At 59.3% G+C, this 19,942-nt stretch carries 19 protein-coding genes, 1 tRNA gene and 1 pseudogene; 9 read left to right on the forward strand and 12 right to left on the reverse strand.

What is annotated here, in order from left to right:
• Positions 1-905: pseudogene (locus tag U9R81_RS09100) on the reverse strand (type IIL restriction-modification enzyme MmeI); the annotation flags it as partial.
• A 203-nt stretch (positions 906-1,108) separates the two neighbouring features.
• Between U9R81_RS09100 and U9R81_RS09105 the strand changes: the two are divergent.
• Positions 1,109-1,315: a hypothetical protein gene (locus U9R81_RS09105; RefSeq protein WP_322495168.1), complete on the forward strand. Its 207-nt coding sequence runs from the start codon at positions 1,109-1,111 to the stop codon at positions 1,313-1,315.
• 252 nt (positions 1,316-1,567) lie between these two features.
• On the opposite strand, the gene U9R81_RS09110 is transcribed toward U9R81_RS09105, so the two are convergent.
• Positions 1,568-2,152, reverse strand: a complete 585-nt coding sequence (locus tag U9R81_RS09110) for an ANTAR domain-containing response regulator (protein WP_322495169.1) — start codon at positions 2,150-2,152, stop codon at positions 1,568-1,570.
• Between the two features lie 172 nt (positions 2,153-2,324).
• Here U9R81_RS09110 and U9R81_RS09115 point away from each other — a divergent pair, with 172 nt between their 5' ends.
• On the forward strand, positions 2,325-2,978 hold the full coding sequence (locus U9R81_RS09115) for an O-methyltransferase (protein ID WP_322495170.1): 654 nt from the start codon (positions 2,325-2,327) through the stop codon (positions 2,976-2,978).
• Between the two features lie 99 nt (positions 2,979-3,077).
• Positions 3,078-4,847 (forward strand): GAF domain-containing SpoIIE family protein phosphatase, encoded by a 1,770-nt coding sequence (locus U9R81_RS09120; protein ID WP_322495171.1) that lies wholly within the window; start codon positions 3,078-3,080, stop codon positions 4,845-4,847.
• A gap of 54 nt (positions 4,848-4,901) precedes the next feature.
• On the opposite strand, the gene U9R81_RS09125 is transcribed toward U9R81_RS09120, so the two are convergent.
• On the reverse strand, positions 4,902-6,608 hold the full coding sequence (locus tag U9R81_RS09125; RefSeq protein WP_322495172.1) for a hypothetical protein: 1,707 nt from the start codon (positions 6,606-6,608) through the stop codon (positions 4,902-4,904).
• Between U9R81_RS09125 and U9R81_RS09130 the strand changes: the two genes are divergently transcribed.
• A tRNA-Ser gene (locus tag U9R81_RS09130) sits at positions 6,609-6,699 on the forward strand. It abuts the gene before it with no gap.
• 56 nt (positions 6,700-6,755) lie between these two features.
• Positions 6,756-7,079 (forward strand): DUF2203 domain-containing protein, encoded by a 324-nt coding sequence (locus tag U9R81_RS09135; protein WP_322495173.1) that lies wholly within the window; start codon positions 6,756-6,758, stop codon positions 7,077-7,079.
• Positions 7,080-7,371: 292 nt separating this feature from the next.
• On the opposite strand, the gene mnhG is transcribed toward U9R81_RS09135, so the two are convergent.
• Genes mnhG through mbhE form a run of 7 tightly spaced genes read right to left on the reverse strand, consistent with a single transcriptional unit; the run spans position 7,372 to position 13,260 of the window.
• Entirely contained in the window at positions 7,372-7,728 is a 357-nt protein-coding gene (gene mnhG / locus U9R81_RS09140; RefSeq protein WP_322495174.1) for a monovalent cation/H(+) antiporter subunit G, read from the reverse strand.
• Positions 7,728-7,997 carry a monovalent cation/H+ antiporter complex subunit F gene (locus U9R81_RS09145; RefSeq protein WP_066785503.1) on the reverse strand — a complete coding sequence of 90 codons (270 nt, stop codon included), beginning with the start codon at positions 7,995-7,997 and terminating at the stop codon, positions 7,728-7,730. The genes mnhG and U9R81_RS09145 overlap by 1 nt, the downstream gene beginning before the upstream one ends.
• 12 nt (positions 7,998-8,009) lie before the next feature.
• Positions 8,010-8,522 carry a Na+/H+ antiporter subunit E gene (locus U9R81_RS09150; protein WP_322495175.1) on the reverse strand — a complete coding sequence of 171 codons (513 nt, stop codon included), beginning with the start codon at positions 8,520-8,522 and terminating at the stop codon, positions 8,010-8,012.
• Between the two features lie 10 nt (positions 8,523-8,532).
• Positions 8,533-10,050 (reverse strand): proton-conducting transporter membrane subunit, encoded by a 1,518-nt coding sequence (locus U9R81_RS09155; protein WP_322495176.1) that lies wholly within the window; start codon positions 10,048-10,050, stop codon positions 8,533-8,535.
• Positions 10,051-10,065: 15 nt separating this feature from the next.
• Positions 10,066-10,416, reverse strand: a complete 351-nt coding sequence (locus U9R81_RS09160; protein WP_322488329.1) for a sodium:proton antiporter — start codon at positions 10,414-10,416, stop codon at positions 10,066-10,068.
• Positions 10,413-10,952, reverse strand: a complete 540-nt coding sequence (locus U9R81_RS09165; protein WP_322495177.1) for a Na+/H+ antiporter subunit B — start codon at positions 10,950-10,952, stop codon at positions 10,413-10,415. Before U9R81_RS09165 ends, U9R81_RS09160 begins: the two co-directional genes overlap by 4 nt.
• A complete protein-coding gene (gene mbhE / locus U9R81_RS09170) occupies positions 10,888-13,260 on the reverse strand; it encodes a hydrogen gas-evolving membrane-bound hydrogenase subunit E (protein ID WP_322495178.1) in 2,373 nt (790 codons plus the stop codon). Before mbhE ends, U9R81_RS09165 begins: the two co-directional genes overlap by 65 nt.
• Positions 13,261-13,661: 401 nt before the next feature.
• On the opposite strand from mbhE, the gene U9R81_RS09175 reads away from it, so the two are divergent.
• Positions 13,662-14,039 (forward strand): cupredoxin domain-containing protein, encoded by a 378-nt coding sequence (locus U9R81_RS09175; RefSeq protein ID WP_322495179.1) that lies wholly within the window; start codon positions 13,662-13,664, stop codon positions 14,037-14,039.
• A 152-nt stretch (positions 14,040-14,191) separates the two neighbouring features.
• Here U9R81_RS09175 and U9R81_RS09180 read toward each other — a convergent pair whose 3' ends face one another.
• Entirely contained in the window at positions 14,192-15,301 is a 1,110-nt protein-coding gene (locus U9R81_RS09180; protein WP_322495180.1) for a calcium/sodium antiporter, read from the reverse strand.
• 353 nt (positions 15,302-15,654) lie between these two features.
• On the opposite strand from U9R81_RS09180, the gene U9R81_RS09185 reads away from it, so the two are divergent.
• A complete protein-coding gene (locus U9R81_RS09185; RefSeq protein ID WP_322495181.1) occupies positions 15,655-16,650 on the forward strand; it encodes a TerC family protein in 996 nt (331 codons plus the stop codon).
• 6 nt (positions 16,651-16,656) lie between these two features.
• On the opposite strand, the gene U9R81_RS09190 is transcribed toward U9R81_RS09185, so the two are convergent.
• On the reverse strand, positions 16,657-17,595 hold the full coding sequence (locus U9R81_RS09190) for an alpha/beta hydrolase (protein WP_322495182.1): 939 nt from the start codon (positions 17,593-17,595) through the stop codon (positions 16,657-16,659).
• A 392-nt stretch (positions 17,596-17,987) separates the two neighbouring features.
• Between U9R81_RS09190 and panB the strand changes: the two genes are divergently transcribed.
• The gene (gene panB / locus U9R81_RS09195) at positions 17,988-18,848 is read left to right on the forward strand and encodes a 3-methyl-2-oxobutanoate hydroxymethyltransferase (RefSeq protein ID WP_066785530.1); all 861 of its coding nucleotides are present in this window, start codon (positions 17,988-17,990) and stop codon (positions 18,846-18,848) included.
• 227 nt (positions 18,849-19,075) lie between these two features.
• Positions 19,076-19,918: a pantoate--beta-alanine ligase gene (gene panC, locus U9R81_RS09200; protein WP_322495183.1), complete on the forward strand. Its 843-nt coding sequence runs from the start codon at positions 19,076-19,078 to the stop codon at positions 19,916-19,918.
• Positions 19,919-19,942 lie beyond the last annotated feature (24 nt).

A 19,942-nucleotide genomic window follows, 5' to 3' on the forward strand; every position in this document is an offset into this window, starting at 1 on the left:
GTGGGCGCGCCGTCGCGCTGCTCGGCCTTGATCGCCAGCGTCGGGCCAGTCGCCACCGCCAGCCGGAAGCCCATCAGCGTCTCGTACACCGCCCCAATCTGCTCGACATCGAGCGCCCGGTACGACAGCCGCTCGCCGTCCAAGAGCAGCAAGTGCTCGAGCACCTGATAGACCGCCCCGTCGGGGATGCGCGGGGCCACGATCCGCTGCCCGTGCTGGCGGACGCTGCCCAGCGGGCGGCCTTCGAGGAACGGGAAGCGGTCGGGGTCGAACAACACCCCCGCCCGTCGCGGCAACCCCAGCTCCGGTGCGCCGTCGTGCAGCAGCCGGAACAGCGCCAGCAGCCGCGCCCACGCCCCGTAGCGGTGGTGCATCGTATCGGGGTAGAGCGCGGCATCGGCCCGCAACTGTTCGTACAAGCTCGCCAGCGCGTAGTGTTGCTCCCAGACCGCATCGGTAGGCAACAAGCCGCGCTCCTCGGCGTAGAGCAGGAAAATCAGGCGCAGCAGCACCGTCAGCAGGCCGTGGTAGACCGCATCGGGGTCATCGCGCAGCACGTCGTGCAACAGCGCGCCATTGCTCTCGGCGTTGGCCGCCTGCACCCCGCGCAGCAGGGCATAGAGCGCGGCCAGCACCTGCTCGGCCAGCCGCTCGCTGACCGTATTTTGGTACTTGCGGCTCTCGGCCAGCAGCGCGGCGAGGCGCTGCGCGCGGGGCAAACTGAGCAGGCGCTGCTCGCTGAGCAACAGGCGCAACGCTGCCACCAGCGGGCGTCCGGCGGTGAGGCAGAAATCGGCGATGCGGAAGTCGAGCCAACCCGAACTCTCGCCGCGGGGAGCGGAGAGCAAGCGGATGACGTAGCCATTGCAGAGTACGCCGGCGGGGACGCCGGTCTCGCGCAGCATGCGTTCGAGCCGGCTGTGGGGCGCCCACGCCAGCCGGCCGGCGCCGCGCCGGGAGCGGGGTCGCGCTCGCGCACCGCCAGATCGGGGGTGAGCGTCTCGCCGTAATCGGGCAGCGGCACGGTCAGCTCCGGCGGGATCGGCGCGCCGTCCACCCCGGCATAGCCGCGCGGTGACAAACTCCAGCCGAGCACGGTGCGGGCGAAGTGGCGAAAATCGGCGATGAGCGGGCGGCCCGCCGCGTCATTGCTGAGGCAGTTGCACAGCAGGCGCTGGCTCTCGCGGTCATCGCGGGGCAGAATGGCGCCGGCGCTGACCAAGGCCGGGGCCGAGACGACCACGCCGGTAGGTTGGACGAAGCCGAGCCATTCGAGATGGGCAAGGATGTAGGGATTGGTGGTTGGCGTAGTTGATAGATATGACTCCAAACTGCAAAGCGAGCAAAGACGCATGTAGAGCCGGACGGCCGTCCGGCTCCGCAAAGGACACAAAGACTCTTAACGTAACGCTGCCAAGGACGCCAAGGTTTTTTGTGATTGGGCACAAGCGCGCTGCTCACCCCCCAATCAAAACCTTTGCGATCTTTGCGCCCTTCGCGCCTTTGCGTTTAAACCCTCTGCGCTCTCTGCGCTCTTCGCGCCTTTGCTTCCTTTGCGCCTTCCGCGTCACGAGCCCAGCAACTCTTCGGCCTCGATAATTGCTTGCGCAATATCCTTCATCTTGGTGCGCTTATCGCGGGCACGTTGGCGGAGACGCTCATACGCATCGCGCTCGCTCAGGCCGAGGCGCTGCATCAAAATACCTTTGGCGCGCTCGATCAACTTCCGCGCCTCCAGCGCCTCTTGCAATTCAAGATTCTCGCTGCGCAGATTTTGCAGCTCGCGGTGGCGGGCCAACGCAATCGAAATCGCCGGCGGTAACTCCTGCTCATTGATCGGCTTGACCAAATAGGCCAGCGCACCGGCTGCCTCGGCCCGCCGGATGGTATCCTTATCGGCAAACGCCGTCAGCATCACCACCGGAATCCCGGTCTGATCACGGATGCGGGCCGTCGCCTCGGTACCGTCCATCTCCGGCATGCGAATATCCATGATCACCAGATCAGGCTTTAGGCGGGTGGCAAGCATCACCGCCTCGGCGCCGGTACGGGCAATGCCAACCACCTCGTATCCCAACCCTTTCAACTGCTCTTCAAGCGTGAGCGATACAAGATCATTATCCTCGGCAATCAGGATGCGAATCGCGGCCACGGCTGCCTCCCGCTGCAAGCTTATGCGCATAATGTGATAGGCTAGATCATACCACAAGATGGGCAAGGGTGTGATACAATTTAGTATGAGACGAAGTGTTTGCGTATGCAACTGACGCCATTGGGGTGGCAGCCGCACACACCACCACCAACATCGGGGTGAGGAGGACGTGATGCGCTACGACATCACGAATATTGCAATCGAAGACTATCTGCACGATCTCATGCCACCGCGCGACGAGGTACTAGCCAACCTCGAAGCGCGCGCCAAACAGCAGGGTTTGTCGCTGGTCGGGCCGGTGCAGGGACAATTTCTCTATCTACAGGCGCTGATGATGAATGCCCGCAACGCGCTCGAAGTGGGCATCACCACCGGCTATGCCGCCATCTTCATTATGAAGGCGCTCCGCCAGACTGGCGGCAAAATGACGGCGATCGAGCGCAATCCTGAGCGGGTCAAGCTCGCCAACGAAGTGATCGAAGCCGCCGGCTACCGCGACCTGATCACAATCCATTTCGGCGATTGGCGCGAGATCCTGCCCGCGCTCAATCAAGAATTCGACCTCATCTTTCTCGACGTCTTGCGCAATTCTTCCAACGACGAACAGGCGACGCAGGCGCTTGAGCTAAGCGTACCGCTGCTCAGTCCCGGCGGCGTGCTCATCGCCGACAACGTGCTGTGCAGCGCGCAAGTGCTCGAAGAAGACGCCTCGCCGCTCGTGCGCGGCATCCAGCGGTTCAACCGCGCCATCATGGCGCACCCGCAGCTCGAGTCGGTGATCATCCCGCTGCGCGATGGCGTCTCGATCAGCCGCAAAAAGCGCTAAAGGACGTCTGTTCACCAACGAATAGTCCTATATGAGGAGCCGCACGGCGGTGCGGCTCCATCAAACCATTCGTTTATTCGTTCTCCCATTCGTTGTCCTATGCCGCCTTCTGATCGGCGCCACAACCTCGCCGAATGGGCAGCTTTGCGCTCATTCGCCCAAACCCTCAACCAAACGCTTGACCTGCGCGCAGCGCTGGAAGCGGCGCTTGGCCATATTTTGGCGTTGACCGGCCTCGAGGCCGGCTGGATCTATTTGCGCGACGAAGGCGATCAGTTTACCCTCGCCGCGCGTCAGCACCTTCCGCCGGCGCTCAATTATCCCGGTTTGGCATGGCAAGGCGAATGCGCCTGTCAAGAAACGTGCCGCGAGGGCCAACTCCGTGAACCGTCCTTCATGGCATGTTCCCGGCTCCGTGGCGCCGTCGGCGACAAGCGCGGCCTCTCCCATCATGTATCGATCGCCTTACGCGACAACTCCCGCGTGGTGGGCATCCTCAATCTCGCCACCAGCCAGTGGGCGCGGCTCAAGACGCCCGAGCAACATCTGATGGCCGCCATTGGCGATCTGCTCGGCACCGCTATCGCCCGCGCCTATCTCTACGAGGAGTGTAGCGTACGCCGGGTGCAAGAACGGCGCGCCTTGCTGTCGCTCTCACAAGAACTGTTGGTCAGCGATGATCTCGAACCGGCCTTGCAACGATTGGTGCGCGTCGGCGCGCGCCTGCTCGACGCCGATGCCTGCGCGTTTGTCGAAGCCGATGAAGAGGGAGGGAGAGCGGTGCTGCGCGCCTGTTACGGCTGGGCCTTGCCCGCCGGCAGCCCATGGCCGCTAACGCTCGACGAAGAGCACCCGCATCTGTGGTACTTGCCAGAACGCAGCGCGCAATTGCCTACCGATGCCTTGATGCGCCTGCCGCCGCTCTTGCGCCGGCAGAACTTTCAAGGCCACCTTGCCGTAACGGTTGAGCTCGGCGGGGCACAGCTTGGCTTGCTCTTGGTGAACACCATCACCCCCCGCTCCTTTCTCGACAGCGAAGCCGAGCTACTCGGCCTACTCGCCAGCCAATTAGCCCAGATGATCGACCGCGAACGGCTCAACCAAGAGGCGCTCGCCCGCCAACGGCTCGAACGCGAACTCGATCTGGCCCGCGAGATACAGGCCAGTTTCTTGCCCGACTGTTGCCCCTTCGTGCCCGGCTTGCAGATCGAAGCCTTTTACCGCGCCGCGCGCCAAGTTGGCGGCGACTTCTACGATTTTATCGAATTGCCGCCGGCAACTTCCGGCAGTGCGCCCCGCCTCGGCGTCATCATCGCCGATGTGACCGACAAAGGCGTGCCGGCAGCCCTCTTTATGGCCCTCTCGCGCACCCTGATCCGCGCCAGCGCCATCGATGGCCGTCCGCCGGTTGCAGTGCTGCAACGCGCCAACCGGCTGATTCTCGCCGATTCACGGGCCGGCCTGTTCGTGACCTGCTTCTACGCCCAGATCGACCCGGCCACCGGCCAGATCGCATTCGCCAACGGCGGCCACAACTACCCGCTGCTCTACCGCCGCGCCGCAGGGAAAGTCATCCCGCTCGCCGCCCAAGGGATCGTGCTTGGCATCATCCCCGATCCGCACTTTGCGCCGGGAGAACTCGCACTCGAACCGGGTGACGTGCTGCTGTTCTACACCGACGGCATCACCGAAGCGATGAACCCGGAACGCGAACTGTTCGGCGACGACCGGCTTGCGGCTGTCCTTCGCGCTACCCATCACCAAACCCCCGCCGCGATCGTGGCTGCCGTACTCGCCGCCGTCAACGCCTTCGCCGGCGACGCGCCCCAAGCCGATGATATGACCATGGTGGTGATCAAGCGGGTGTAGGGAACTGGAAACGTCCCCTGAGCCTAGCCGCTTGCTCGATTACAGACCTGTGATTTAATACTTATCCTCAACAATGGTCATATCAAAGAAATGTTTGAGCAAAATAGCAGCCCCGGGCGCTTTTGGATCAAAGATGACGATGTAATCGAGATCAAGTGAGCGCACATAGGCCACAAAATCAGCCGGGTTGGTGAAATCGGGGCCGTGATCGAGCAAATAATCTTGATAATGCAGTTGAATCAACTGGTTGGTAAGACGTCGATCGTACAACGTGGCAATAAACGTCATACGACCGCTCAAATAACCAATACGTAAATTTCCTTGTTCAACAATATCAAACGAGACAATATCAGAACGGCGATGCTCCTGTAAGATAGAAATCGCTTCTTGAGTAATAGTTCTATGGTTGCCGATGCCAACAATATTAGCTGCAATATAGATCATGCTGACGATCATCACCACTGCATAGCTATACCAAGCAAACCGGTAGCTACTCGGATTCGTCGCGGCCAGCATCGCCGGCCATAACACCGCCACTGCCGGCAAAAACAGCACATACCACGGCACACTGAGATGAAACGGCAACACAGCAACAATCGCAACCGAAACCACCAGTACAAACCAATATGCCCGGCGTTGCGGCGCCGGCATCCGGTGAGAACGCAAGGCCACAATCCCAAGCATGAGCAGCGAAATCGGAAATATCAACCCAAACGCATCATTCGTGATGTGCGGAATAAGATTGTACACCACAGGCGATTGGGGAATAAGCGGATGGGGCCAGACAGCCTGCGGTGATAAGTTGGGAAACGGTATCCCTTGGTAAGGCAAACCAAGATTCGTCAAGATTGTAGGCAGCGGTTGCGGCAAATCTAATGGATAGAGCGGATTGCCTTTCAACCACAGGTTGCGCAGATACCATCCCGATGTAAATACGCCGCTGCCAACCACGAACAGCAACGACCGCCACGAGGGTTTGTACGACCGGATCGCGACCATTGCTGCAAGCGCCGCAATCATCAACACCGCGCCAAAGAACAACCCATGATATTTCACGCTTGCCGACAGGATTGCCGCGCCAATCCCATACCAAGCATAATCAACCTGCCGCCGAACCAACGCCAACGTGAGCAAATACAAACTCAGATACACTAAAAAGTTGATATGAATATCAACATAAAATGCCACAGTCTGCGCAAACAGCACCGGAATGACCCCGCACAGGGCGACCGATAAGAGCCGAATGTGCCGAGCTGTCGTCCAAATCCCAGCGAACAGGTAACTCACCACCAAAAACAAAATATAAAACAGCGCGCCTGACAGATTGGTGCTATTAATATCGCGAGTAACGGCGACAAACAGGCCAACCAGCGCCTCAGCGCCAGCCGGAAACCAGAATGAGGTAAATGTGGCTTTCACATCAACATAGTAGGGATTAGCATGGCGGGCAATTTCCACTGCCATCGGAATATGATAGGCGGTATCATCAACAAAACTGCGCACATACGCGACACTATTGAGGCATACCGCACCAATGAGAATCAGCGCGACACAACTGACTGAACCATACCAGATCAGCGCAGCAGCAAGCGGGAGATCGTGAATGGCAGCTAGCCAATGTCGCTTCGGTGTTGCCATATGCCCAATCCAGCAGTTTTCTACGAGCTTAGCGCATTGTAATAGCGATATCCTATCATACAAACGGCGCTTCCACTTGCACAGATCCGCCCATCTCGCTATAATATGTGAGCGACGCAGCACGGGGAGATGACGGAGTGGTTGAACGTGCCCGTCTCGAAAACGGGTAGGGCCTAATAAGCCCTCGTGAGTTCGAATCTCACTCTCCCCGCCAGACACCTTACGCCCGACCTGCGATCAGGTTGGGCGCACCGATTCTTGAGGTAGCCTATGACGCCGGCGGAACAGCGCTTGCGCGAACAGTTAGAAGAACAATTGCGGCTCAATGAGTGGCTGTACGAACAGCTTGAACGCCAGCGCGCTATGAACGCCGAACTGCGCCGCGCTGTCGCCGATCTGGCCCGCGCCTTCCAAGAGTCGCTCGCCGCCGCGGTCGAAGCCGGCGAAGCCGGCGATCTCGCCGCTATTCGCCGTCTCACCCGCGCCAACCAGCAACACTGGCAGCACTACCTGCAACAGATCGTCGCCGCTGCGAGCCGCGCTACCGGCAACGACTCACCATCCCCCGCTGCACCGTTCAAGGATGGGGAATAGCCATCAAGAGCCACAAAAGACACAACAAACATCTTTTTGTGCCTCTTGTGTCTCTTCGTGGCTGTCCAACCCGCCTCGCTCCCGCCGTCAGGTGGGAGCAGAGACCGGGGGGTGAGAGCAACACCCCTCCCCCGCTGGGGGAGGGGCAAGGGGTGGGGGCCAACCCAACGCCGCCAAGAACGCAACGAGGGTTGGAGCATAGCCACAAAGACACCCAAACCAACAACTTCACCTTTTTGTGCCTTTTGTGTCTTTTCGTGGCTATTCAATATACCCAGCAAGCCGCGTAACCCTATGACCGCAACCGGCCCTGCTCAACATCATACTTGCCGGCCAAATCATCCTGCACCGTCTGCGGCGCGCGCTTGACCCCGGTCAGGTAGGCGGCTCGATCCAGCATGTGCGCCGCCACCGGCGCCGTCAACCAAAAGAACGCGATCAGGGCAATCATCTTCGCGGCGGCAATCAGATCATCATGATGCATGGCTACGGCCAACAGCACCCCTATAATCCCCAACGTGCCTGTTTTGCCGCTCGCGTGAACACGGGTATAGAGATCAGGCAATTTGATAATCCCGATCGATGAAATGAGCACAAACGCCACCCCGATCGTCGCCAATATCAGGGTCACAATCTCTTTCAGATCCATTAACTCCGCCCCTCCTCAATATAGCGCGCCACCGCCACCGTCCCCAGAAAACCGAGCACCGCGACGATCAAGATCGCATCAACCAGCGCCAATTGATCGGTAATCACCACATAGAGCGCCACTAACGCCACCACGTGATTCATAATCGCGTCAAACGCCATTGCCCGATCAGGAATGCTCGGCCCAATCAGCAACCGCGCCGTAACGATCACCATCGAAATCGCCAAGACCCCCATCAACCCGGCGATCAGCATTTCAAACAACGTCATGATGATTGACCCCTACGGTAACAACTCCATCACCCGCCGCTCGAAGTTCTGCTTAATGTCATCGCGCACCGCATCGGCGTCTTGCACATCAATGCAGTGAATGTAGATCGTGCGCCGATCGGAGGAAATATCGAGCGAGACGGTGCCCGGCGTCAACGTAATCAGATTCGCCAAGACGGTAATTCCGGCATCACTCTTGACATCGAGCGGGATGGCGATAATGCCGGGACGAATATCGGCGACGCGCCGGAAGAGCACGATCCGCGCCATATCAATATTCGCCTTCAAGACGCTCCATAGCGCAAACCCAATAAACGCAATCCACTTGAAGGTCAGGCGGGCGTAATTGCGCGTATCCATACGCGGGCGCCCGAGCCCGCCATTGACAAAGGGCACGCTCAAAAAGCGGCTGGCCAGCGCGACGATGGCATAACTGACCGCCAGCCCTACGATCAGATCTGGTAACGTAAAGCTGCTTTGCAGCGCCATCCATGTGAGGGTAAGAATGAGCACTAAGACGATCATACCGCCCCCTTTACTTCAGCGCCGCCCGATACACCGCTTCACAACCATCTGCGCCACAGACGGCGGTAATGTAGACATTGCGGTCAAACGCCTGTTGGCCGGCAATCGTGTTGTAATCTACCAGCGGCCCGGCCAGCAAGCCTAGCGCCACGCTGAGGACAACCAGCGCCGCTCCCGGCGCCAACAAGCCGAACGATACCCGCGGCAAGCGATTGACATCATCGTACGACTTCTTCCAGAAGACCTCGTTCCAGATTTTGAGCATCGAGAAGAAGGTTAAAATGCTGGTGCCGGCGGCCACGGCGGTAATCAGATACGCCTGCTGGCTGACGCCTACCTGTAAGAGGATCAGCTTGCCGATGAAGCCGCTGAGCGGCGGGATGCCAGCCAGCGACAAAATGCCAAGGAACCAAAACAGCGCCAATAGCGGTTCGCTGCGGGCCAAACCACCCATCTTCTTCAGATCGCCGGTGCCGTAGATCTGCTCGGCAGCGCCGCCAATGAAAAACAGCGCCATCTTGACGATCATCACGTGCGCGGTAAAGACCAAGCCGGCGGCCAAGCCAGCAGCGCTGGCTAAGCCCAATCCCATCACGCTATACCCGATCTGGCTAATAATGTGAAAGCTGAGGATACGGCGCACATTCATCTGCGCCACCGCTCCCAACACGCCAATCACCATCGTCAGACCGGCCAGCAGCGTGAGCCACGGCCCATACGTGGCCAATTCGTTCTGGAACATCAACCCGAATGTCCGGTAGAGCGCGTAGACGCCAACCTTCGTCATCAACCCGCTAAAGATAGCGGTAACAGCGACCGGCGGCGTGTGGTAGCTAGCAGGCAGCCAGAAGAAGAGCGGCACAATCGCAGCTTTGCTGCCAAACGCAAACAGAAAAATTCCGGCCAACACGGTCTGCAAGCCGGGGTTGGCGAGGGTCGCCATCCGCTCGGCGATATGGGCCATATTGAGCGTGCCGGCGAAGCCGTACATCAAGCCGCAACCAAACAGAAACGCAGTGCTGCCGAGCAAATTCAGCACTACATACTTCAACCCGCCCTCAAGCTGATCGCGGCTGCCGCCGAGCGTAATCAATCCAAACGACGCCACCAGCAACACTTCAAACCAGACGTACAGGTTAAAGAGATCACCAGTGAGGAACGCACCGCTCACGCCGAGCAGCAAGAGCAGCAAGAGCGGATAGTAAAAGTGTTGTTCACGTTGCTCGTCGATCGAAGCAAAGCTGTAGGAGATCGTCGTCAGCATAAGCAAGGCGGCCAGCATCACCATCAGCGCACTCATCCCGTCAGCCACTAACGAAATGCCGAATGGGGCCAGCCAACCCGACGCTTGCGCCACCAATGGCCCGCTCGCTGGCACGGCGCTCATCAACCACAGACCGTAGCCGAGGTTGATCAAGACGCTGAGCAGCGTGATGGCCCGCGCCACGATGCGCTGGCGGTTGAACAAGACGGCCAGCGCTGCCCCGATCAGTGGCGTAATGATCGGAATAAAGAGATGAAAAACCATGTCTATATTCCTGTGCTACAAGCGGTCAGTTGTCGAGAGATCATCCAGATCGTCGCTGCCCACTGCCTGATTCGAGCGATAGGCCAGCGCCATCACAAAGGCGGTAAACCCAAAGCTAATCACAATCGCGGTCAGGATCAGAGCCTGCACCAACGGATCGGCGGAGCCGGGAGGGGGCTGGCCGGCGGCATCCACCAGTGGCGGCGCGCCACGACGCACGCCATCGCCCATGGTAAAAATGAGCAGATTGACCCCGTGGCTCAACAAGATCAACCCAAGGATCAACTTCACCACCGAACGGCGCAACATCAGATAGGTCGCGCCGGCAAAGAGCGATCCGATCGCAATCGCTAACAAGATAATCATGCGCCCTCCTCTTGCTCGACCGGCGCTGATTTCATTGCCGGCAACGGGAAGAGTGACGGCTCTTCAACCAGCAACAGCGCGATTTTGGTCGTCACGCCAATCACAGTGAAGTAGACCCCGATATCAAACAGCACCGGCGTACCGATTTTGCCCACACCGGGGATCGGATCGGGCAGCCAGAACGCTTGCATATAGGGCGAGCCGGCAACCATAGCCGGCAAGCCCCAAATCGCGCCAAAGAAGACGCCAAACGCCGCCAGCAGCAGGTAATTGATCGGTAAGATACGCTGGGCCGTTTTGGGGCCAAACGCCACGATTTGCAGAATGATCGCGCTAGAAGCTAGCAAGCCGCCGATAAAGCCGCCGCCGGGTAGATTGTGCCCGCGCAGCAGCATATAGATCGAGAGCAGCAACAGCAGCGGCATCATCAGCCGGCTGACCGTGCGCAGGATCAGCGAATCGTACAGCGCGCTATCTCTTGGTGTCAACCGGTTCGGCGGCCGGTTCGGCAGTGGTGACTCGTTCCGGTGCAACATCGTTCTTCCCCTGTCGTAAACGGAGCAAGCCGTAGATGCCTAACAGAGCAATAAACAAAACGGTAATTTCGCCCATGGTGTCAAAGCCGCGAAAGTCAACCAAAATCACGTTGACCACATTGGCGCCTTTGCCCTTCTCAAGACTATTCTCAAGGAAGAAGGGCGCCAAGGGCGCGAACGCATCGTTGGTCGCCGTCGCCAATACCAACCCCGTTATCAAGAGGCCCATTGCCGTCGCCACAATCGCGTCGCGGCGGCGCACCCACGCGGCTGAAAAGCTCTCGAACCGCACCGGCAAGACCGAAAAGACTAACAGCAGGAAGACGGTCGAGAGCACTTCAATCAGCAACTGGGTCAACGCCAGATCGGGGGCCGAGAAGAGCACGAACAACAGTGACACCATTGCCCCCACCATGCCGGCGGCGATAATCGCCCCCAAGCGCGTGCGGGCCAGAATCGTCGCCAGTACGCCAACCGGGATTAGCGCCACGGCCAGCACTTCGTAGAATTGCAATTGCGGATCGAGATCAAACCGGATCGCGCCGAGACCGAAGCTGGCAAACGGCACGCCGACAAAGACCAGCATCGCCAGCGCCGTGAGCAGAATATAGCGGCGCAAGCGACCCTCTTGAATAGCGCGGGTCAGCGCCGTCGCGCCGGCCAGCGTGCGCTCAATCAGGCGATCGAAGATCATATCGCCGCGCGACCATGCCGGCCACCCCCGTATGTTCGCCAACTGCTCGCCAAAACGGGCTAACCCGAAACCAACCGCAATCGCGCCAAGGCTGACCAACAGCGCCGGGTTCACGCCATGCCAGAGGGCCAACTTCACTGCAATCGGCTTGCCGTAGATCGCCGCGCTCGCTTGCGCAATCAAGCCGCTGATTGGCCCCAGCAAGGCCAGCGGAATGATCAGCGATAGCGCCGCCGGCACGCCGGGGCCGATCAGCATGCCCGGCGCAGGATCGGTGATATGCTGCTGCATGGCCGCCATGCTGCGCTGGCCAAGAAAGATATTGCTGAATAACCGCCAACCTGTCACCAACGAAGCCGCCGCCGTCACTGCAATCGCCGCCACCGCCAGCACGCTCAGGGTTGCGCCGAGATCGGTTTCGAGCGCCGCTTCCAGCATCAACTCTTTGGCGACGAAGCCAAACATCACCGGGATGCCGCCGAACGAGAGCAACGCCAGCGCGGTGATCACCATCGTTTGCGGCATATAGGCGCGCAATCCGCCTAACCGGCGCAGATCGCGCGTGCCGCACTCGTGATCGATCACGCCGGCCAGCATAAACAGCGCCGACTTGTACAGCGCGTGGGCCAAAATGTTGGTCGCCACCCCTTCGGCGCCATACTTGCCTCCCAGACCGATCTGCATCGTCAGCGCGCCGAGCATGCTGATTGTGGTATAGGCCAGCATCGCCTTGAGGTCAAACTGGCGCATCGCCACAATCGCGGCGAAGGTCATCGTGGCGCCGCCGACCACGGCCAGCGTCACATCCCACAGCGCCGTGCCGCCCAACGCCGGGCTTAGCCGCGCCATCAGATACACGCCGGCCTTGACCATGGTGGCCGAGTGGAGAAAGGCGCTGGCTGGGGTGGGAGCTTGCATCGCCCCCGGCAACCAGAAGTGGAAGGGTATTTGGGCTGATTTGGTAAAACAGCCGAGCAAGATCAAGATCACCGCCGCCGGATAGAGCGCGTGCGCTCGCAAGCCATCGCCGGCAGCCAGAATATCGCGCAGCTCGTAGCTCCCAGCGGCCTGCCCTAGCAGTAGTAACCCAACCAGCAGCGCCAACCCGCCGCCGCCGGTCACCAACAGCGAGTGTAACGCGCCGCGCCGCGCATCGGCATAATCGTGCTTGTAGCCGATTAGCAGGTACGACGTGACCGACGTCAATTCCCAGAAGACGAACATCGTCAGCACGTTGCTGGCCAGCACCAGACCGAGCATCGCGCCCATAAACAGCATCATGTAGGCTAAAAACCGGCCAAGACCGCTATCGGTGCTGAGATAATGGCCGGCGTAGCCGACGATCAACGTACCGATACCGGTGATAATCAGCGTAAAGAGCAGGCTCAAGCCATCGAGGGCAAAACTCAGATCAAGCCCAAGAGCCGGCGCCCACGCGATCCGTTCGACGATCTGGCCGCCTTCCCACACTGGTCCGGCCTGTGCCAAGGTCAAGCCAAAGATGACCAATGGAATGAGGGCCAAGCCCCATGCAATGCGATCACGACCGGGCAAGCGGGCCAGCAACGCCAGCGGCGCAGCGGCCAACGCAATCAACACAAGCAGATAGAGCATGCTCCCCTCGACCAACGTGCAGAAACCAACCCTATACCGTGATAGAATACCGGCGCCGGCCACTCACCGGCGCAATGCAGCTTATTCCGGCGATTGGTAACGTGTCATCATACGGGTTGAGCAGATCATGATCGGCGAGCGATACGTAGTTGCCCATCTCGACCCATCACTGCTGACGCAAGATATGATACTTTGGCCAAACTAGCCCTACGATCGCGGTAACATGCCTCGTGGCATGGCTGCCTGATTTATCGCGCAACATTCCGCAAGGGTTTGAGTCTGTTGCCATTGTACCCGAAAATGGTTGAACTGTCACAAGACGGCATCTCCCCATCACCGCGCCTATTTCTGGTACAGTTATGGCGAAGCGACCGCGAACCATACCTGTAGAGTATGATCCTATGCCAACTGCCATCCAAGCACGCCTGCACCGGCTACTGTTCGCCGCCGGCCTCATCCTCATCGGATTAGCATTCCTCGCTGCCTGCGGCGAGCCATTGCGCGAACGCACCATCGAAGTCACCGCCACCGAAATGCGCTTTGATCCGGATCGGATCGAAGTCCAAACCGGCGAGCAGATCTTTCTCCGGCTGCGCAACCGCGGCCAAGTCGCTCACAGCCTGACCATCGAACTGCCGAGTGGCGATCGCACCGTCTCAGCCGATCCGGGGGTAGACGCGATTCTGGTCTTCCGCGCCCCCGCCCCCGGCGAATACCGGTTTTATTGTCGCATCCCCGGCCACGAAGCCCAACAAGGAACCCTGATCGTATTACCGTAAAACCCCCGGTAGAGCCGCACGGCCGTGCGGCTCCTATGACGACGCGGTATCGATCACACCGCACGGCGGTATGAATCACACCCCACGACCGCAGCGACCAAACCACGGAGTGGGGCGGAGGGCGGATCACCCCGCGCGGCCTGCGGCGCCGGTCACGCCCCCGGCGTCGCCCAATCGCGCCGGCGCACCGCATTGAGCGCCAACACCAGCAACGTAATCGCGGTAATTGGCAATACAAACAGCGCCATCACGCCGCTGAAGGCCGGCAAGGCATCGTGCTGGGTAGCAGCCAAGATCAGGTAGGCGGTATATGCCACATAGTACCCAAGGAAGAGCGCCCCTTCCCAGCGATTAATGCTGAGACCGGTGACAAAGATGGGCAGCACTGCAAATGCAACCGCGATCATCACCGGCAGATCGAAGGTAATGATCGAAGGGGCGACCGTCAAGCCGCCGGGTGTTATCAACGCGGCAAGGCCAACAATGCCGAGAATATTGAAGACATTGCTGCCAATGGCATTCCCAATCGCAATATCACGCTCGCCTTTGAGAGTGGCCACAATCGAGGCCACCACTTCGGGCAGCGAGGTGCCCGCCGCCACGATGGTCAGACCAATAATCACATCACTCACCCCAACGGTCCGCGCCAGCGTCGTTGCGCTCTCGACCAGCCAGTTCGAGCCAAGGGCCAGCGAACCCAACCCGACCACGATAAAACCGATGCTGGTCAGCCACACTTTTGCGCCACCCTGCGCCGGCAGCTTCTCTGGCCCAAACTCTTGGGCAAATTCGGCCCGCGCCTCGGCGCTCTCTTTCCGGCTGGCATAGATTGACCACACCGTATAGCCGATCAGCAAGCCAAACAAGAGCAAGCCATCCAGCCAGCCGACGCTGCCATCGAGCGCAAGGCCGGCCAGCAACAGCGAAACAGCGATCATAAACGGCACTTCGCGCCGGATAAGCTGCACCGCCACGATCAACGGGCTAATCACCGCACACGCGCCGAGAATGAAGAGAATATTGAAAATGTTACTCCCCACGACATTGCCGACCGCAATATCGCTCTTGCCGGCCAAGCCGGCCTGAATGCTGACGGCCAATTCAGGCGAACTAGTGCCAAACGACACCACTGTCAACCCAATCACCAGCGGCGAGATGCCGGCCAGCGCCGCCAGCTGGCTCGAACCGCGCACCAACAACTCACCGCCGACCGCAAGCAGCGCCAGCCCGCCAATGAGCAACCCGATTGTGATCAAATCCATACGGCGTATCCATTGTTCATTTTTACAACAGTATACATAATCGTTGAGCATATCGGTAAAGAACGTGCTTGGCAAGGGCGGTTCTCCGCCATCATGGCTACCGCCTACCCGTAGGATGGGTGGGTAATTTTTCCCTATCAGAAACGGCAAAAGTACGCTATAGTGCAAACCGTTGGGGAGTAGCCGCCTGCTTCGCGCAGGTTGATGCAATCGTCAAGACGGAATTCTCAAATTCCCGGTTGCATTGAGTACTGGGATGCCAGACTGGCGAGACCGACGCAGTGGTGAGCTGCCGTCGGCTCGCCTTTATTATTGTGATAAAACGTATCACATGCACAGGGAGTAGCAAAACCATGTTCGATGCAGTATGGGTCTGGGTCGGTTTCAATCTTTTTGTCTTGGCCCTGCTCGCAATTGATTTAGGCGTCTTTCACCGGGAAGCGCACGAAGTTTCCCTGCGCGAAGCAGCCATCTGGAGCGTCGTTTGGATTTCGTTGGCGTTGCTCTTTAATCTGGGCTTGTACCTCTTCTGGGATGTGATCATGCCAAACAGCTCGCTCAGCGCGAGCGATGCCGGGCTTGCCTTCTTAACCGGGTATCTGATTGAAAAAGCGCTCAGCGTTGACAACATTTTCGTCTTTGTGCTGATCTTCTCGTACTTCGCGGTACCGGCCAAATATCAGCACCGCGTGCTCTTCTGGGGCATTATTGGCGCGCTGGTCATGCGCGGCTCGATGATTTTGGCTGGTGCGGCGCTGATCAAGCAATTCCACTGGGTTATCTGGATCTTCGGCGTATTCCTGATCTTTACCGGCATTCGTATGGCCACGGCCCAAGACGAGCAGATCGAGCCGGAGAAGAACCCAGTAGTGCGCCTGTTCCGCCGCTTTATGCCGATTAGCGATCGCTACGACGGCCAGAAGTTTCTTACCCGCCAGAATGGCGTGTTGATGGCGACGCCACTCTTGCTGGTGTTGGTGATGGTTGAAACCACTGACCTCATCTTCGCCATTGACTCGATTCCAGCCATCTTTGCGGTGACGCAAGATCCGTTTATCGTCTACACCTCAAATGTTTGCGCCATTCTAGGGTTGCGCGCGCTCTACTTTGTGCTGGCCGGCGTTGTCCACCTGTTCCACTACCTCAAGCTAGGGTTGTCGGTGGTGCTAGCGTTTGTCGGCGTCAAGATGTTGTTGCCTGACCTCAGCGCGGCGATCGTTGGCGTGAGCTGGAAGATTCCGACCGGGGTGTCGTTGGGGGTCGTCGCCACCATTATTGCCGTGTCAATCATTGCCTCATTGGTGCGGGCGCGCGGGGCGGAAGCCGGCGAACATGCTGCCTCCTCGTAGCCACGTCTAGCCGTCTGAATGTTCGTTGTGCCAATCGGATTCACCATCGCACCCAGCAGGAACCAGCTCTGCGATCAATTCAACGATCAGCGCAGGGCATTCCTGCTGCGGCATGTGGCCGCAGGATTCGAGATGGATATACTGCCCGCGCCCTGCAAGCACCACTTCGGTGGCCTCGATACATTCGCCTGCGACGATCATGTCATGATCGCCAGCCATGAGAATAGTTGGCGTCGGACATTCACTGACCAGATCGAGATATTGATCAGCGCGGAAGAGCGCATCAACCGCCAGCCAGCGCAACGCCGAGAGGGTTGCCCGGCGTTGGCGCGCTTGGCACAGCCGCGCCCACACCCGGCGGCGCAGAAACCGCTGCTCGCGCGCCGGCAATTCGTAGAGATTGAAGTAGAATGGGCGCAAGCTCTGGAAGGCCAACTCATGCGAGCATTGCATACCGGCCAACATCAACTCGCCCACCCCCGGCAATAAGAGCAGCCACAGCCGGCGGCGTGGAAATTGGTGTTTGATCGGCAAGCAGCCGCTGATCAGAATTTGCTGTTGGATGAGCTGAGGCAAGCCTATGCTCAGACGCTGCGCAATCATTGCCCCCAATGAATGGCCAACTAACGTTACCTGCTGCAAACCGAGCGCCGCCATAAACTCGGCCATCGCGCGGGCAAAGAAGGTTAAGCTGTAACCGCTTTTAGGGCCGGAACTGCGGCCAAAACCGGGTAGATCAGGCGCAATGACGCGATAGCGCTGCGCGAGTGACGGAATGATAGACCGCCATGTATCGGCTTCATCGCCTAACCCGTGAATGAGCAGGAGCGTTGGCGCCTGAGCAGCGCCGGTATCGTAATAAAATAGTTCTAGATCACGAAGAGCAATCCGGCGAGCATACGGCACCAACATGGGGGGGATGTCCATCGTAGGATTTCTCTGCATAGCATTGGCTCCATGGGCAAGTAATGTTGCTATATTTTATGCAACCTATTCTGGTATGTCAAACATTTTGAAAATTGGGCGCTAAACTACTACAACAAAATTGTTAATCGATTTTAAATAAACCAGACCGCGTGCTGAATAAATCACTCATTATTTCGCTTCACAAAAAGTTGTATCTTCTTTAGTGACAAGGCTCATCATACAGAAGAGCCACATTTCACCCGCTACATCACGTTTACGCCATATTTACACATAGTATCACTATGGTTTAGCCCTGCGCTATCACCAAACCCTTTCCTGCTCTATCCTGCTATCACCCCCCTCACTATTCCGTGCTACAATCGGGCATGCCGGAATGACCGGCAACGAATGACTGCCAAGAGGAGCCGGCAATGCGCACAACCATTCGTGATATTCAGCAGATGCGCGATCGCGGCGAGCGGATCCCGATGGTGACCGCGTATGACTATACTTCGGCGCAAATCGCCGATCGCGCTGGCATTCCTATGATTTTGGTCGGCGATTCGCTGGGGATGGTGGTCTTAGGCCACGAATCGACGGTGCCGGTGACGCTCGACGAGATGTTGCACCACACCCGCGCCGTCGTGCGCGGTGCGCGCAAGGCGTTGGTCGTGGGTGATCTGCCGTTTTTAACCTACGCCTCGCCCGAACAGGCCGTCATCAGCGCCGGGAGGATGCTACAAGAGGCGGGCGCGCAAGCGGTGAAGCTGGAAGGTGGTGTGCATATCGCACCGACGATTGCCCGGCTAGTGCATTTGGGAATTCCGGTGATGGGGCATATTGGCTTTACCCCGCAAGCGGTCAACCAAATTGGGTTGCGGGTGCAAGGTAAACGCGCCGCCGAGGCGCAGCAGTTGCTGGCCGACGCGCTGGCCGTGCAAGAGGCCGGCGCCTTTGCGGTTGTGATCGAGCTGGTGCCTGCCGAACTCGCGCAAGCGATTACCGAACGGCTACGGATTCCGACGATCGGGATCGGGGCCGGCGCCGGCTGTAGCGGGCAGGTGCAGGTCTGGCACGATATGCTCGGCCTGTACAGCGATTTTGTGCCCCGCCATGCGCGCCGTTACGCCAATCTCGCCGCTATCATCGGCGAGGCGCTGGCCCAATACGCCAATGATGTGCGCGCCGGCGCCTTCCCCGGCCCCGAACATAGCAGCCGGATGGATGCAGACGAACTGGCGGCGGCGTTGCGCCAGTTCGACGCCGGCGCACCGTCAGAGGAACCAGTCTGATTGTGCCGCTAGGAAGGGCGTAGCACCTGAGCCGCACTGCGCTGACCGGCTCAATTGCGGGGTCGATCCACAGGCGTAGATGGCGGGCCGCGGATGGGCCGTACTAAGCGGCGACCTAGCGCGCTCGTGCCAGCAATCTCTCGCGCTCAATCAGGCAATTGCCGCACTGCTGGCGGCGACTCGCAATGACATGCGAACCTTATCACATCTGTTCAATGAGGAATCGTATGGAAGTACTACATACTATCGCCGATTTCCGCCGCGCGCGCGCGGCCTTTGGCGAATTAGGCTTTGTACCGACGATGGGCTATCTCCACCAAGGTCACTTGGCGCTCGTCGAGCGGGCGCGCGCTGAATGCCCGGCGGTGGCAGTCAGCATCTTCGTCAACCCAACCCAGTTTGGGCCGCACGAAGATTTTGCCCGTTACCCGCGCGATACCGAGCGCGACTTGGCGTTGCTCGCCGCCGCCGGGGTTGATCTGGTCTTTGTGCCGCCGGTGGAAGAGATGTACCCACCCGGCTTTGGCACGTATGTCATCCAACCCGCCGCCGATGAAGTGCTGGAAGGCGCGGCCCGGCCCGGCCACTTTCGCGGTGTGGCGACGGTAGTGTGCAAGTTGTTTAACATCGTGCAGCCAACCAAGAGCTACTTCGGCCAGAAGGATGCGCAACAGACGGTGGTGATCCGGCAGATGGCACGTGACTTGAATATTCCGGTCGAGATCGTGGTCGCGCCGACGGTGCGCGAACCGGACGGGCTGGCGCTGAGCAGCCGGAATGTGTACCTCACCCCTGCGCAACGCGCTGCCGCGCCGGTGCTTTACCGGGCATTGCGGGCCGCCGCCGAACGCTACGCCGCCGGTGAGCGCAGCGGTGAGGCGTTGCGCGCGTTGATGCGCGAGGTGCTGGCGGCTGAACCGTTGGCGGAGCCGGAGTATGTGAGTGTGGCCCACCCGCTGACCCTGCGCGAGCTGGATCAGATTGGGCTAGAGGGGGCGCTGCTCTCGATGGCGGTGCGATTCGATGGCGTGCGGTTAATCGATAACTGGGTGCTGGAAGGGATGAGGTAGGGGCGTAGCGCGCTGTGCCCCTAC

Origin of the sequence: Chloroflexus sp. (genome assembly GCF_034435895.1) — a bacterium.
GTDB lineage: Bacteria > Chloroflexota > Chloroflexia > Chloroflexales > Chloroflexaceae > Chloroflexus.